General features: G+C 53.6%; 10 protein-coding genes and 1 tRNA gene. 4 read left to right on the forward strand and 7 right to left on the reverse strand.

Annotated elements, in window-relative coordinates; all coding sequences use genetic code 11:
• Nucleotides 1-357: 357 nt before the first annotated feature.
• Both VB712_RS20050 and VB712_RS20055 read right to left on the reverse strand, forming a co-directional pair.
• Nucleotides 358-1,761: an amidohydrolase gene (locus tag VB712_RS20050; RefSeq protein ID WP_323258091.1), complete on the reverse strand. Its 1,404-nt coding sequence runs from the start codon at nucleotides 1,759-1,761 to the stop codon at nucleotides 358-360.
• A gap of 23 nt (nucleotides 1,762-1,784) precedes the next feature.
• A complete protein-coding gene (locus VB712_RS20055; protein WP_323258069.1) occupies nucleotides 1,785-3,953 on the reverse strand; it encodes a sensor histidine kinase in 2,169 nt (722 codons plus the stop codon).
• Between the two features lie 172 nt (nucleotides 3,954-4,125).
• Here VB712_RS20055 and VB712_RS20060 point away from each other — a divergent pair, with 172 nt between their 5' ends.
• Complete coding sequence (locus VB712_RS20060) at nucleotides 4,126-5,622, forward strand: TM0106 family RecB-like putative nuclease (RefSeq protein ID WP_323258071.1); 1,497 nt, start codon at nucleotides 4,126-4,128, stop codon at nucleotides 5,620-5,622.
• 33 nt (nucleotides 5,623-5,655) lie between these two features.
• Nucleotides 5,656-5,729, forward strand: a tRNA-Asp gene (locus tag VB712_RS20065).
• Nucleotides 5,730-5,803: 74 nt separating this feature from the next.
• On the opposite strand, the gene VB712_RS20070 is transcribed toward VB712_RS20065, so the two are convergent.
• The gene (locus VB712_RS20070; protein WP_323258073.1) at nucleotides 5,804-6,796 is read right to left on the reverse strand and encodes a stage II sporulation protein M; all 993 of its coding nucleotides are present in this window, start codon (nucleotides 6,794-6,796) and stop codon (nucleotides 5,804-5,806) included.
• A gap of 93 nt (nucleotides 6,797-6,889) precedes the next feature.
• On the opposite strand from VB712_RS20070, the gene VB712_RS20075 reads away from it, so the two are divergent.
• Nucleotides 6,890-7,870: a glycerophosphoryl diester phosphodiesterase membrane domain-containing protein gene (locus tag VB712_RS20075; protein WP_323258075.1), complete on the forward strand. Its 981-nt coding sequence runs from the start codon at nucleotides 6,890-6,892 to the stop codon at nucleotides 7,868-7,870.
• A 22-nt stretch (nucleotides 7,871-7,892) separates the two neighbouring features.
• On the opposite strand, the gene VB712_RS20080 is transcribed toward VB712_RS20075, so the two are convergent.
• Nucleotides 7,893-8,561 (reverse strand): ABC transporter ATP-binding protein, encoded by a 669-nt coding sequence (locus VB712_RS20080; protein ID WP_416236416.1) that lies wholly within the window; start codon nucleotides 8,559-8,561, stop codon nucleotides 7,893-7,895.
• 237 nt (nucleotides 8,562-8,798) lie between these two features.
• On the opposite strand from VB712_RS20080, the gene VB712_RS20085 reads away from it, so the two are divergent.
• On the forward strand, nucleotides 8,799-9,230 hold the full coding sequence (locus tag VB712_RS20085; RefSeq protein ID WP_323258080.1) for a thioesterase family protein: 432 nt from the start codon (nucleotides 8,799-8,801) through the stop codon (nucleotides 9,228-9,230).
• 109 nt (nucleotides 9,231-9,339) lie between these two features.
• Here VB712_RS20085 and VB712_RS20090 read toward each other — a convergent pair whose 3' ends face one another.
• From VB712_RS20090 to hmpF, 3 genes are all read right to left on the reverse strand, one after another.
• Nucleotides 9,340-11,085 carry an ABC transporter ATP-binding protein gene (locus tag VB712_RS20090; RefSeq protein WP_323258082.1) on the reverse strand — a complete coding sequence of 582 codons (1,746 nt, stop codon included), beginning with the start codon at nucleotides 11,083-11,085 and terminating at the stop codon, nucleotides 9,340-9,342.
• A 102-nt stretch (nucleotides 11,086-11,187) separates the two neighbouring features.
• The gene (locus VB712_RS20095) at nucleotides 11,188-12,372 is read right to left on the reverse strand and encodes an FAD-binding oxidoreductase (RefSeq protein WP_323258084.1); all 1,185 of its coding nucleotides are present in this window, start codon (nucleotides 12,370-12,372) and stop codon (nucleotides 11,188-11,190) included.
• Nucleotides 12,373-12,437: 65 nt separating this feature from the next.
• Entirely contained in the window at nucleotides 12,438-14,348 is a 1,911-nt protein-coding gene (gene hmpF, locus VB712_RS20100) for a pilus motility taxis protein HmpF (protein ID WP_323258089.1), read from the reverse strand.
• Nucleotides 14,349-14,504: the final 156 nt, after the last annotated feature.

Below are 14,504 nucleotides of genomic sequence, written 5' to 3' on the forward strand. Positions count from 1 at the left end.
ACCCCACAACAACACCCCCATTCTACCCCCCCAACCCAAAAACCGGGTTGCGTTGATTGGCTTGTTCGCTGCCCAAACTGTCCCAAAAACCCGGTTTCTCCCCTCAACCCAGAAACCGGGTGTCTTGCATCCTCCCCCTTCCCCACTACAGCCTCCCTGAAACCCGGTTTCTCGCACCTAACCCAGAAACCGGGTTGCGTTGATTGGCTCGTTTGCTGCCCAAATTGTCTCAAAAACCCGGTTTCTCGCACCTAACCCAGAAACCGGGTTGCGTTGATTGGCTCGTTTGCTGCCCAAATTGTCTCAAAAACCCGGTTTCTGATCTCCGTTGGATTTGAGCAGCCTTGCAATTAAGCGTTAACTGGGCAAGCCCATCACCTGACGATAATGCGCTTCCACCGCTGTTAAAGCAGGAGAGGGCCGTTGAATTGCGCCCAAACTGAGGCGATCAAGATCGGCACAGAGTTGATCAAGCTCTAATCGCGTCGGTTTCCCCCCAGCAATAATTTGCTCACCCCTTACCCAACTGTGGGCCACTGCGTTAGTGGGCCGCCCCATCACCAAAAGACCTAAAGGATCAGTTTTGGGCAATAGCGAAAGAGTTTGGAGATCGTAAAGCACCAGATCCGCCTGCTGACCAATGTGGAGCGTACCGAGGCGATCGCCCCCATTCAAACCCCGCGCCCCCCCCAATGCCGCCATTTCCACCACCTGCCGAGGGGTCAGCCAATGGCGATAATCAGCATCGGTGATATTGTGCAACATCATGCCAATCTTGATCGCTTCAAGCAAATCTTGACCATCATTACTCGCAGAACCATCACAGCCAAACGTCACATTCACCCCCGCCGCTCGGTATCTCAACACCGGAGCGATACCACTCCCCAAACGTAAATTACTCAACGGGTTATGAACCACCGTCGCCCCCGTTGCCGCTAGGATCGCCATATCTGCATCATCGAGCCAAACACAATGGGCCAAGGAGGTGCGGGGACTCAAAAAGCCCAGATTTTGTAAATGGGCCACCGCTGAACAGCCATATTGCTCCTGGGCTAATTTTTGTTGGGCCTTGGTTTCGAGTAAATGGGTGTGGCGACAAAGATTGTGGCGATCGCTCAACTCCACACAGCCCCGAAACAATTCATCGGAACAAAGCTGTAACCCCGTGGGAGCCGTCATGATCGAGATCCCCGCCTCGGGCCGATGGAACCGCTGCACCGCAACTTCGAGGATCTCCAAAATTTGTGCCGTACTCAGGGGCCCCTCCCCCGGCTGCCAATCGTGATCGCCCTTGGGCAGACCCGCATCGGGGTGTTGATCATAAATCAGGGGGCCAATAAAGGCCCGCATCCCCACCGCCTGATAGCCCCGCACCGCTGCGGCGATGGTTTCCAACTCCTGACCCGGTAAAAGAATGAGATGATCCACCACCGTTGTGCCGCCGCTGAGGAGCGTTTCCACCGCCGTGGCGATCGCACTCCAATAAATATGCTCCGGCGTGAGGCTAGAGATGGCATAGAGTTCCGTCAGCCACAGTTCCAAAGGGTAAGTACCAATCGCCCCCCGCTGCCAAACTTCCGGAGAATGGGTGTGGGCGTTGACAAAACCGGGTAACACCAAATGCCGCGAGCCATCGATTACCGTTCCCTTCGGGGCCAAATCCGGGGCGATCGCCTCAATGGTTTCCCCTTCAATGTACAGATCAACAACTTCATAGCCCGTGGGGGTAGGGCTGACCACCTGCTTAATTGTAAAACTCACCAAAGTTATTCTCCAAAGGGGGATTAATCTACCGCTGCGTAGGCCGCCAACGGGGCAAGCACTTGGGGGTTAATTGTAAAGTAAAACACAGCCCCCTCCCCTACTTGACCCTCCGCCCAAATTTCCCCCCCATGGCGGCGAATAATCCGCTGCACTGTCGTTAAACCGATCCCCGTCCCCTCAAATTCACTTTGGGAATGGAGCCGTTCAAAGGTTTTAAATAGGCGATCGGCATAGGACATATCAAACCCAGCCCCATTATCCCGCAGGAAAAACAGCGGCATATCATCATTGAGATCATATTTTTGGTAAATTTGCGCATCCTCACAGCGGCCCAATTCAATGCAAGCCAGCGATCGCTTACTGGTATATTTCCAAGCATTCCCCAACAGATTTTCCAAGACAATTCGCAACAGCGATTCATGGCCCACCGTTTCCAAATCCGCCGCCACCAAAAACTCCCCCCGACGTTCCGGCGCATTAGCCTGCAACTCATCAATCACCTCCAGCGCAATTTGACTCAAATTCACCGGCCCTAACGTCAAATCTGCCCTAGTCGCCCGCGATAGCTGCAATAGATCATGAATTAATTGTTTCATCCGTCGGCAGGCATTGCGAATTTGAGCCAAATAATCCTGTCCCTCCTCATCTAAATATTGACCATACTCATCCGCTAACATCTGATTAAAAAATTCAATGTGAGAAATAGGCGTGCGTAAATCATGGGAAACGGTGCGAGAAAAAGACTCTAGCTCTTCATTAACCGCCTCTAACTCCACCGTGCGCTGCTGGAGCGAAACATTTAACTTTTGAATCTGAGCCTCTGCCTTTTTCCGCTCCGTCACATCGCGGCCCACACAAACAAAATCCTGCGTATCTTCTTCCGTTTCAATCACACCACAGGAAAACGAAACATAGACAATATCGCCATTGCGCCGCCGACAAATCACCTCCGCTTGAAAAATCACCTTCCCCTCACTAATATGGGTTAAAAAGGTTTGATCTTCTACCAATTTACCAATGGGCTGATTCATCAGTGCCAATTCACTATAACCAAACAACCGCTCTGCTGCCGCATTAATTTTCTTGATAATCCCTGACTTGGTGGTGACAATTAAGGCATCCGCCATCGAGTTAATAATTTGAGTGATATAATTTTTAGTAGTTGCTAATTTTTTCAATAATAATTGCGCTTCATTGGCACTTTGGATCAGCCGCTGCTGAAAAATCATCCGTTCTGTGGCATTGTTGAGCAGTACAATCAAATGGGGCGGATTGTAGTTGAGAATATGATTGGGATAAGCACTAACATAAAGATCAAAATATAGCGGAAAGTCAGAATCCGAAAAGCGAGCAATGCCAGAAATTTCATAGCCCCGATGTTCATTGCGTAAAATTGCCTTTAAAATATCCTCTAAACCGGATAGCTCTGGAAAGCTATCCCGCACGTCTTGACCTTGAATAATCGCCGTATTCACTTCCGCATAGCGTTGCACCCCATCGGAAAATTCTTGAATCACTAAATATTCATTCAAAATCAAATAATCTTGATGGGTAATCGGGGGCATCATCAAGGGATTTTGCAGATGGCTTTGGGTGTCGAGCAAAATATCCCCCAACATTTGCTGCATGATCGTTGCCCGTTCAATCACTTGGTTGAGATAGTTGGCGGTGCTTGGCTCTAGGGGGGTTTCGCGAGGTTTGGTGAGCAGGTCGTTGAGTTGATTGCGAATTTGGATCAGGGTTTGGCGGAGGTGGTGACTGGCGAGGTAGGGAAATTGGCTTAAGGCGGTAGTTTTCAGTCCCCCTTGGGGTTGGGGGCGAGGCAGCGAGAGGGGCCGGCGTTGACTTTGCTGCTCAATGATTTTGAGCCGTAATTTTTGCTCAATCAGGGGGGTGGATTGGAGAATATAATCATCAAGACCCACATTCAGGAGGGTTTGTAGCTCTGTGCTATTGAGGGCAGGGAGAAGCGCAATCAGGGTGGTGTAGGTGTGGGTTTGGCGGAGATGATGGCAGGCCGCAGCAAAGGCAGAGTTTGCAGCTTGGCCTTGGATAAAAATGAGGGGATAAAAGGGCGGAGGGGGGGGAAGATAAATGGTGGTTTCGCAAGTGACGGCATGGCCACAGGAGCGGAGCAGTTGTAGAAATGGTTTGATGGTGACACCCTCTCCGATCACGAGCACCTGCATGATGATTTCCTCATGTGAAAAATCGAATGTTTTGCTTCTGCATGACCCTGATACGATGCTTTTAACCTTATTATCATAGGAAGTATTAAGTCCAAACTGATAAAGATCACTCCTACAGACAGCATGGTTAAGGGTAACAACAACTTTTTGGGGCAGGCGATCGAGGAAATCCATGGGTAATTCCATGATACTGCTCACCGATGATCTCTTGCTGGACTATGCCCGTTGCCATCGTCGCGCTCATCTTCACCATTGGGGCGATCGCCACCACCGCGCCCCGGAAAAGGATTTCGTCCTTAAACTACGTCGGGAACACCAACAACAAATCCAAACGGTGTTAGCGGGCCAGAGGGTCGCAACCCCGGAATACAGTCCTCAGGATTGGTCAGCGGGAGCCGTTGCCACAGAAACCCTGATGGCGGCGGGGGTTGAGCAAATTCATCGGGGCATTTTGCGCTGGACAGAACCCCTAGAGGAGTTGCCCCAACCGGAAGGGTTGGAACTGGTGGGGCGGCCGACGCTGTTGGTGAAGCAGCCGGGGGTTTCCCGGTTTGGCAATTGGTGTTACCAACCTGTGAATATTAAGTTAGGCAAACGTCCCAAATCAGAGTACAAGCTGGTGGCAATGTTTCAGGGCTTAATGTTGACCCATATTCAGGGCGCGACTCCCCCTGATCCTCAGTTAATTTTACGGGAGGGGAGTACCCATGGGGTGGATTCGGGCTATTGGTGGGGCAAAATGCTGGCGGCGGTGACGGACTGTGTGAGGGCGTTGCGGGATGCGGAAGCGCCGGAGGTGTTTATTTCTCGCCAACGCTGTAGCCTCTGCCCTTGGTATGACCATTGTCATGGGGTGGCGGTGGCGACTCAGCATTTATCCCTTGTGCCGGGGGTGACACCGGGACGTTATGCCAGTTTGCAGGGGTTGGGGGTGACGAGTTTGGCCCAGTTGGCTGCTCTGGAGCCGCAACAGGTGGAGCCGGATATTGAACCGGCGATCGCCCGTCACCTCCAACGTCAAGCCCAGGCGATTGTTGAAAACCGGCCCCTACCCTTGGGGACGGCGCACCCATCGCCCCAGCCCTTGGCCCCCATTGAGTTGTATTTCGACCTCGAAGCGGAGCCGGATCAGGATGTGGATTTTCTCTTTGGTGTGTTCTGTGTCAACCATGACAAGCAAACGGAAACTTTTCACGGTTTTTTTGCCGAACATCCTAGGGATGAACCCTTGATCTGGCAACAATTCCTCGCCCTCCTGCACCGCTACCCCACCGCCCCGATTTTTCATTTTTCCCCCTATGAGGTGGAGACGGTGAAACGCCTCAGCCAACGTTATCGGATGTCGCAATATCCGATGCGATCGCTCCTCCCCCGGTTTATCGATGTCCATGCTTGGCTGATGGCGGTTGCTGTCCTCCCCGTGGAGAACTATTCTCTGAAGTCTGTGGCGAAATGGCTGGGTTTCACCTGGCGAGATCAGGGGTTAAGCGGGGATCAAACGGTGTGCTTATACAACCAATGGTTAGAAACGGCGGATCAGGAAGCCCTGGCCATGATTCTCCGCTACAACGAGGATGATTGCCGCGCCACCCATCAATTACGGATGTGGCTCCATGATTGGAGCCTGAGGGGTGAAACAAATTTTGCCAATATCCTTGACAGAGTTTAAAAAATTGCGTTATCCTAGATTTCGCGAAGTTAAGGGACTGTAGTTCAATTGGTTAGAGCACTGCCCTGTCACGGCAGAAGTTGCGGGTTCGAGCCCCGTCAGTCCCGTCCAAGAGCTAGAACCGTGGGGTTCTGGCTTTTTGCATTTGAGGGGAACGGGGAACAGGGAACAGATATAGCAATTAAGAAACTCTACCTCCCCCTTTTGAAGGGGGATTGAGGGGGCGCGATCGCTGGCAGTAGGCAATCAGGCCCGTGAGTAAACCCATCCCGAACAGATATTTAAAAATATCGGGAATCCAAGGTTGAGGCGAAATAAACGCTTCAATCACCCCCGCACCCACCAACAACCCCACCACGCCAAATAAAAGTTGTACCGCTTCCTGGCCATAGCGTTGCAGGGCATCCCGCCGCCGGTACTGACCCGGCCAAACCAGGGCGCGGGCAATGAGCAACCCCGCCCCCCCCGCGATAAAAATTGCCGGTAATTCCCAAGCGCCATGGGGCCAAACAAACCCCCAAAAGGGCCAGGCTAGGCCGTGTTGCGTGACGAGCGTTGCAGCAGTGCCGATCAGGATGCCGTTGAGGAGGAGGATGTAGATCGTCAGGAGGCCGGCAGTTACGCCTCCGGCAATAACCGTAAAACACACCCGCAGGTTATTGATCATAATATTGGCGGATTCCACCGGCTCACTGCCGAGGATAATCGACCCCATCCATAACTCGCCCTCGTCGCGCACCTGTTCAATCAACCAATCCGGCAACATCAAGCTGATAAATGCTGGGTCACGCCAGGAAAACCACCAACCGATCAGGCTACCGAGGAGGAATAGGATCGTGGCGATCGCAATATACCCCCCATTGCGCTGCACAGTGGCGGGAAATCCCCACAGCACAAACTCCCGCACCGCTGCCCATTCCTGATGTTTTTGCCCCTGATAAATTTGGTGATAACCCTGGGTGGTCAGTTCCTGGAGCGTTGCTGTGAGTCGGGGGCCCACCTTGTGGGTTTGGGCCCGGGCTAAATCCCCCGATACCGAGCGGTAGAGGCTCGCCAATTCCTGAATTTCCGCCGCTGAGAGGGTCGGCAGTCCCCGCTTTTGCACCTGATTTAACAACGCTTCTAAGCGTTGCCAATGGGCCTCTCGGCGGCTAATCCAGCGTTTAATATTCATGCCGATTCAGCGTGGTTTGAATTTTTGGAGGAATGTCTTTAGATTGGGAGGGAACCTTGGGAATTTCTACCCCTCTTCATCCTAGAGCGAACCATGCCCGATCTTTCTAAATCCGCCCCCTTGGGCCCCATGACCATCGGCAATGTGATCAGCAGTACAGTTATCCTGTATCGCACCCATTGGCGAGACTACCTCAGCCTTTCGCTCCAGTCCAGTGCTTGGATTATTTTGCCCTTGGTGATTGGCATTTTAGGCGTGGCGGCGTTGATTACCCTTGAGGTACCTTGGTTAATTTTTGCCGGTTTACCCTTTTGGTTGGGGGGGTTTATCTATTGTTGGGGGCGATCGCTCACCTATGGGGGGGCGATCGCCCGCATGGGGGTCTGCTATCTAGCTGATGTGCCGGAATCGGTTCAGAAGGCCTACCGATGGGCGCGATCGCGCTTGCTAGCCCTGATGGGCGTGAATATCCTCCTAGGGCTGATCTTTGTGGCGGTCTATCTCGCTGTGGTTATCGGGTTAGGGATCATTGCGTTTATCGTCGCCTTCCTCCTGATGGCCGTCGTGGGGGTTTCCTTCGGATCCACAACTGAACCCCCGATTCTTTTAGGTGTGCTGCTCTTTCTCCTCTTCATGGCCGGTTTAGGCATCACGATCATGCTATTTCTCTGGGTGACGGCAAGATTCACCATTTTTGATCTGCCCTTAATGGTGGAAGCCAAACAAGATGCCATCCAGAGTTTAAAAAAGAGTTGGCAACTCACCCAAGGCAATGCCTTTCGGATTATGGGGATTGTGGCGATCGCCACCCTCGTGACATTGCCGATCATGGGGATTTTCCAAACGCTCACCTTTCTGATCCAAGTTTTTGTCTCTCTGTGGATCAATAATCAAAATCAGGAATCCTACGCCGCTGGCCTTTCCGTCCTCTTCAGTTGGCTGGTGGGGGCCGTGAGCAGCATTATCCTCCTACCCCTCTGGCAATCCCTCAAAGCCGTTTTATACTATGACCTCAAAAGCCGCCAGGAGGGCATTGATCTCACCTTAGATGCCCCAAGACTGAGGGGCAATTAAGGGGCCACCCCGCTAGGCAGCCCTAAACATGGACAGCGGGAGCCTCCCGCAACAAAATCCCATCTTCTAGGTAGGAGATGCGATCGGCCACATCGGTAATCCGGGGATCATGCGTCACCATCACCACCGTCACCCCTTCTTCCTTGGCCAAACGGCGCAGCAATTCAATCACCGCATGGCCGCTGTGGGAGTCAAGGGCGGCGGTGGGTTCATCGGCCATAATTAGGCGGGGATGACCAACGAGGGAGCGGGCGATCGCCACCCGTTGCTGTTGCCCCCCGGAAAGATCCCGGGGCAGACTGCGGAGCTTGTGGCCCAAACCCACTTTATCGAGGAGTTCAGCAGCTTCAGCATAGCGGGCTTTGCGGTTGGGTTGAGTCCCCTTCATGCTCAGGGCCAACTCCACATTTTCCAAAGCCGTTAAAGCAGGGAAAAGGTTAAAGCCTTGGAAGATAAAGCCAAGATTTTCGAGGCGGAACTTGGCTAGTTCGGGGCGAGACATGGCGGTAATTTCTTCCCCCAGCAGTTGAATTTTCCCCTCTGTCGGGGTGAGCAATCCCGCCAAGATCGTCAACAACGTGGTTTTTCCCGACCCAGAGGGGCCCATGAGGAGTTGAATATCACCATAATGAATATTCAGATCAATACCCTTGAGGACTTGCACCTGTTGGGAGCCGCTCTGAAAGATCATCTCAAGGCCAGTGGCGGCGATCGCCGCTGGAGAGTCCTGGGAGGGATTCAGCACAGAGCAAGGCGCTTGGGTAATGGAACAATGAAGTTGCGAAACGGGTATGGGGGACGTAATCATGCCAAAAGGGCGAATCATTTGCCGGTTTATTATGTCATTATCTTAACGATAGAAGTCGCCAAATGGCGGTAGAGATTAGGTCACTTCTCAGGTTGCCACAGGTTGATGCAGGGTTGATCAATGATTGTTAACAAGGTTTTACCCCGATTTTTTAGCCACATCTGCGATGTACCGCTCAGTGCCACCGATGCCGCTGGCGTTTTATATTTTGGGCGATTGTTCGATCTCTGTCATAGCGCCTATGAGGCAGCGTTGAGGGCGGGGGCAAAACCCCTCAGGGCCTATTTAACTGGGGAGATCATCCTGCCCATTGTCCGCTGTGAGGCCCAATTCAAACAACCGATTTATTGTAGTGACAGTCTACGGATTGATCTCAGTCTTGGGGATCTCAAAGACAGTAGTTTTCAAATTCACTACCACCTCTATGGGGTGACGGGGGGGGATCTGTTATGTGCGATCGCCATGACTCATCACGTTTGTATTGATCGCCACAGCCGCCAACGATCCAGCCTGCCACCGGAACTGGTGGCGATGCTCACCGCCTCAATTTAATCGGGAATCGGGCCGTGGGGCGTTGGCGTAAGCCTACCGGAGGCACAAACATTTTTCGCCCCTACAACGAATTATTCCCCGTTCCCCGTTCCCCGTTCCCCGTTCCCCCTTAAACCGTCTGCGTCAATTGCTGCTGTTTCCACAGATCCTGATACAGCCCAGGGGTGGCGATTAAGTCGCTGTGGCTGCCCATTTGGACGATTTCGCCGTGGCTCATTACAAAGATGCGATCGGCGGTGGCGGCGGCAGATAGTTGGTGGGAGATGAAGAGGATCGTTTGGTTTTGGATGTTGTGGGTGAGGATGTCGAGGATTTCGGTGGCGGTTTGGTTATCGACGCTGGCCAGGGCATCATCGAGGATCAACACGGGGGCCGAAAGCATCAGGGCGCGGGCTAAGGAGGTGCGTTGCCGTTGCCCCCCTGATAACGTGATCCCTCGCTCTCCCACCAAGGTTTCATACTGACGGGGAAAGTTGAGAATTTCGGGGTGAATTTGCGATTGTTGGGCCGCGCCTTCAATTTCTCCCTGTTCGGCGAAGGGTTGGCCATAGCGGATGTTTTCGCGAATTTGAGCGCTGAAGAGAAAACTATCCTGGGGAACATAGGCGATCGCCTCCCGTAAATCCTTCAGTCGCAGCTTCGTAATATCGTAGCTATCGAGGAAAATTGTCCCCGGCTCAATCTCCAAAAGACGGGGAATGGCATTGGCCAGGGTGGATTTCCCCGAACCAATGGGGCCCACCAGGGCGACGGTTTCCCCAGGGGCGATCGTAAAGTTCAAATTCCGCAACGCTGGCCGCTGTTGCCCCGGATAGGTAAACGTGAAATTCTGCACCGTTAACTTACCCTCAATCAATTCCGGCGGTAGGGTGACGGCCCCCGGCTGGTCTTGAATTTTCGGATCAGCCCCTAAAATCATTTCAATGCGATCAATGCTCACTTCGCCCCGCTGATAGGCAGTAATCGTAAACCCAAGTAATGCCGTGGGAAACACCAACCGCTCCACAAAAATCAGCAGGGCGACAAAATCCCCAATGGAAATTTCCCCCTGGGCGATCGCCCCCGTCCCCAACCACAGCAGCACTAACAGCGACACATACACCAACCCTTCAATAATGGGAAAGAGTAAATTACGGGTGCGAGCCAGCTTTAAATTAGCCTTGAGCAATTCCCGATTTTTGGCTTTAAAGCCCAGTTTTTCATTCAGTTCTTGGGCATAAATTTTAATCAGCGCAATACCGCTGATGTCTTCTTGAATCAACTGGCTGACATCGGAAAGGGATTCCTGTACCTCCCGTTGCTGTTCCCGTAATTTTTCGCTAAACAGTTGCACAGTGATCAGCATCAAGGGATAAACCGCCAAGGACAGTAACGTGAGCTTGACGCTCAACCCCAGCATCACCGGCAACGTTAAACCATAGGCAAACAGGGTATTGGCAAGACTCAACACCGCAAACCCCAACAAGCGGCGGATATTATCCACGTCGCTAGTGGCGCGGTTCATCAAATCGCCAATGCTGTTGGTGGCAAAGTAGGCGGGTTCTAATCTCAGCAAATGCTGAAAAATTTTCTGTTTGAGGTCAAATTCTACTTGGCGGCCCACCCCAAACATAATCACCCGTGAAAACAAGCGAATCACCCACATCACTGTGGCATAGACGAAAATCAGCAGCACATATTTAAAAATTGTGCCAAAGGTGAGGGCAGATTCCAGTTGATCAATGCCATCGCGAATCAAGAGGGGGATGTACACACCAATGCTGTTCACGACTAACAGCGCGACAATTCCGGCAGTAACTTGGGGCCAATGGGGACGAAGATAGGCCCCGAGTTTTTGGAGACGTGAACTAACCATGAATTTTGCCAATCAGATTAAGGGCGAGGGCTAAGGGTGAACATGGGGGCCGAAGTGGGCTAAAGTCCCCACGACGAACCTTAGGGGAAGGGGGTTGGGTGATCAAGGTGAGGGTTGTAATTGATCCATGACATCATCTTGACGGGAGAGGGCCCAGCGGGCAAAGTGGCGGGCGAGGGGGGGCGCAAGGACGAGGGTGTTACTAAAGCCGGTGAATAGACTTAAACCGTTGCAGCCGGGGACGGGGCCGACTTGGGGCAGGGGGGTGGGGCTGAAGGCGACAAGACAGCGGAACCATTGGGCGGGTTGCTGGGCGAGGATGGGGCAGAGGGGGGCGATCGCCCCTCTCAATTTCGCTTCTTCCCTTTGGGCATCGAGGGGCGCATCCAGGTCAGAGAGGGTATGGCTACATTGGCCTAATAAAATGCGCCCATCTGGAAATTGGGCAATGCCGGGATCGAGAATGGCGGGGGCCAATTCTACCCCCGGTTGATCCCAGCGGGTTGCCCAATCGGGTTGGGTGGCGGTGGCTTCCAGATGGGAGCGTTGCAACAGGGCGGTGATGATCAAGTGGTGAAAGCGGAGGTTGGGGGGGCCGTGGAGTTCGAGGCCGGTGGCGTGGGTGAAGTAAATCGGGAGGCTAATGCCCAGGGATTTTAGGAGGGAACGGCTCCAGGCTCCGGCACAGAGGGTAATGTGGTTACAATGGTAGGTGGCTTGGCTTTTGGCCACTTGGGTGGTTACGCCGATGAGGCGATCGCCTTCCCATTCCCAGGTTTGCACGGGTTCAGCGCGGATTGTACCCCCCAAGCGGGCAAAAGCGGCGCGGTAGGCGGTGGTGGTGCGGATCGGGTTGATCTGGGCGTGGGGGATGCGCAAGGCTCCAGAAATCGCTTGGGGATTGAGGAGGGGTTCGAGGGTGGCTACTGTTTCAGGGTTCAGGAGTTCTACCGACTCGGTGATTTGGCGATATTGGGCGGCGATCGCCTCAGGATCGGTATCGGCGGGAATCGTAAACAGCACCGGCAATTCTCGAAATTCCGTTTCTGCACCCAATTCCGCCGTCAATTGGCGATGGAGGTCAATCCCCTCAGCACAAAGTTGGCGGGTTAAGGGCGTGGTTCCCGCCCAATAGCCCAAACCCCCATAACTGTAGCGAGTCCCTTGGTAGGGTTGAGGCGTAGGGTCAAGAAGGAGGGTTTTCACCCCCTGTTTGGCCAGTTCATAGGCCAAGGCCGCGCCGGTAATGCCCCCGCCGATGACAATCCAATCGTAATTTTTCGTCATGGTGCTTTCTTCGCGTCTGCAATCCAATATCCTGCCACCAAAACGAATGGCTCTCCCACTCTAGCCTAGGGGGAACCCAATAAATCCTGAACAGCGGTTTTGAGGTTGGCGATCGCCTCCTGTTGATAATCCTGGGTTTGTTGGGCTTGGGCCAATAAATCCAGCAGGATTTGGCTTTGCCCCTGGAGACTTTGCACCGACTCTTGGAGGGGTTCGACTAATTCTTCATAGAGGTTGACCCGGCCCCAGAGCAGGGCAACGCTCGCCCGGCTTTCCTGTAGTTGGCTTTCCAGCGATCGCAACTCATGTTGCTGTTGATCATAGCGGGTGGTCTGCTCCTCCACCCCAGCGGCAAGGGTGGCAACTTCCGTCTCTAGGGCGGCAATTTCCGTCTCTAGGACGGCAATTTCCCCTTGGCGGGCTTCCTGCTCCGCTGCCAATTGGGCCAGTACCGGCCCCAGATCCACACCGCTGCCCGCCGCTTCCGGGTCAGCAATGCCTTGGCGCTGCCGCAAAATCTTGAGATGGTGGCGCAACGTTGTGCGTTTCTCCGCCAATGTCCGCCGTTGCCCCACCAAGGTTTCATCCAGCAGTTTCCGCTGCTCCTGTTCGTCGGCTAACTCCTGCTCCAGGGCGGAAGTATCGTAAACACTGGCGGTTTTGAGTTGTTCCTCAATTTCCGTCACCGCTTCCCGTTGCAGTTTTAATTCCTCCTCTTGGCTTTCGACAAATTGACCGAGGCGATCGAGTTCCTTCTCTAGATCTTCAACAATCTGTTGCAAAGCCCCCATTTCCATGGCTTGCAACGCCGCAACATCCACCCCACTCTTATCCTCTCCCCCACTGTTGCCACTGTCCACAGGGGCGAGGGCGGTGAGGCTGGCAATTAAGGCCCCTTGTTGGTTTTGCTGACGGATCAGATCGGCTTTGAGATTGGTTTTTAGGGCCAGTTGATGGCGCTGATGGGTGAGATCTTGCTTGGCCTGATCGAGGGCAAGACGGAGGGATTGCACCTGTTGTTGTTGGGTTTCCCAGGCGGCAATTTGGCCATCCAGTTCCGTTTGTTGTTGTTGGGCATCGGCCTGCTGTTCGTCCAGTTGCCGACCGTAGTAATCACTGTTTTCCGCTTGGGCATTAATGGCCTCAAGGGTGAGGTTGAGGTGTTCTTGGAGGGCGGCTACGGGGAAGGGGATACTGGCGAGATAATCGGCGAGTTCATGAATGGGTTGAGCCTTGGCGGGGTCAAGGGCGGCGGCAACGGCGGTGGAATTGGCGGCATCGGCCTGCTGTTCGGCAAGGCGCTGTTGTTCCCCCCGCAGGTGGGCCCAAGCCTGTTCGAGTTCTTGGGTTTTGCGTTCAAATTCTTCCCGGATGCGATCGGCTTCAGCCCTGGCCTGCTCCAGTTCCTCATTGCTGACCCCGCCAGCCCCGCCGCCCCCTTCTTCATTGAGGTGCTCTAATTGCTCTAACTCCGCCTCTAGTTCCATCTCCCGCTTGTTCAGTTCCTGGGCTTGGAGCGTCAGGGACTGTTTCCAGCCTTCGATTTCTTCTTCCTGCTCCTTGAGCTTTTCCTGCATCCGGGAATAGCGTTGGAGATCGCGGATGATTTGGGCAGCGGCGGGTTCCGGTGCGCCTTGGAGTTGGCGATTGTTGTTGAGGTTCACCGCCACGAGTACGCCGGATTCAAACTCCCCCGCCGCATCGCAGTCGATCGCCTCATCCCCGGGAACGCTGGCCCAACTTTGGTCGTTGCGCTGGCAAGCTAGGAGTTTGAGTTCTGTGGTCACTTTGGCCATGAACCCACCACTTTTCTGCTTTCTTACTTCGGCAAGATACAGCACGCTGACCGTCCTCTTAATGTCTCGTTGGCTGAATAAATCATCACGATGATAGGGTGTGGATTCCACCGACGCAATCCACCCGCACCGTGGTTGTGATGAGCGATCGCCCCCATGGGCGGTTTTACTCTCCACCATTGTACTCAGACTCTAGACAATTGGAATCGCATGAAGCTCTCCCCACCTGCCTGCGGCGAGGTGGGGGTGTCCTATGCTAATCCCGGACTCGTCTGAGTCCACAGATCACACAAACAAGCCCAGCTTCTAGGCGAACCTCCAGAACATTGGCTGGAA

The organism is Spirulina sp. CCNP1310 (genome assembly GCF_034932185.1).
In the GTDB taxonomy this organism is placed as follows: domain Bacteria; phylum Cyanobacteriota; class Cyanobacteriia; order Cyanobacteriales; family Spirulinaceae; genus Spirulina.

Bases quoted from the DNA above. Each gene is read 5' to 3' on its own strand.
- VB712_RS20055 (WP_323258069.1), bottom strand. From the start codon at position 3,953: ATGCAGGTGCTCGTGATCGGAGAGGGTGTCACCATCAAACCATTTCTA.
- VB712_RS20060 (WP_323258071.1), top strand. From the start codon at position 4,126: ATGGGTAATTCCATGATACTGCTCACCGATGATCTCTTGCTGGACTAT.
- VB712_RS20070 (WP_323258073.1), bottom strand. From the start codon at position 6,796: ATGAATATTAAACGCTGGATTAGCCGCCGAGAGGCCCATTGGCAACGC.
- VB712_RS20075 (WP_323258075.1), top strand. From the start codon at position 6,890: ATGCCCGATCTTTCTAAATCCGCCCCCTTGGGCCCCATGACCATCGGC.
- VB712_RS20080 (WP_416236416.1), bottom strand. From the start codon at position 8,561: ATGATCTTTCAGAGCGGCTCCCAACAGGTGCAAGTCCTCAAGGGTATT.
- VB712_RS20085 (WP_323258080.1), top strand. From the start codon at position 8,799: ATGATTGTTAACAAGGTTTTACCCCGATTTTTTAGCCACATCTGCGAT.
- VB712_RS20090 (WP_323258082.1), bottom strand. From the start codon at position 11,085: ATGGTTAGTTCACGTCTCCAAAAACTCGGGGCCTATCTTCGTCCCCAT.
- VB712_RS20095 (WP_323258084.1), bottom strand. From the start codon at position 12,372: ATGACGAAAAATTACGATTGGATTGTCATCGGCGGGGGCATTACCGGC.
- hmpF (WP_323258089.1), bottom strand. From the start codon at position 14,348: ATGGTGGAGAGTAAAACCGCCCATGGGGGCGATCGCTCATCACAACCA.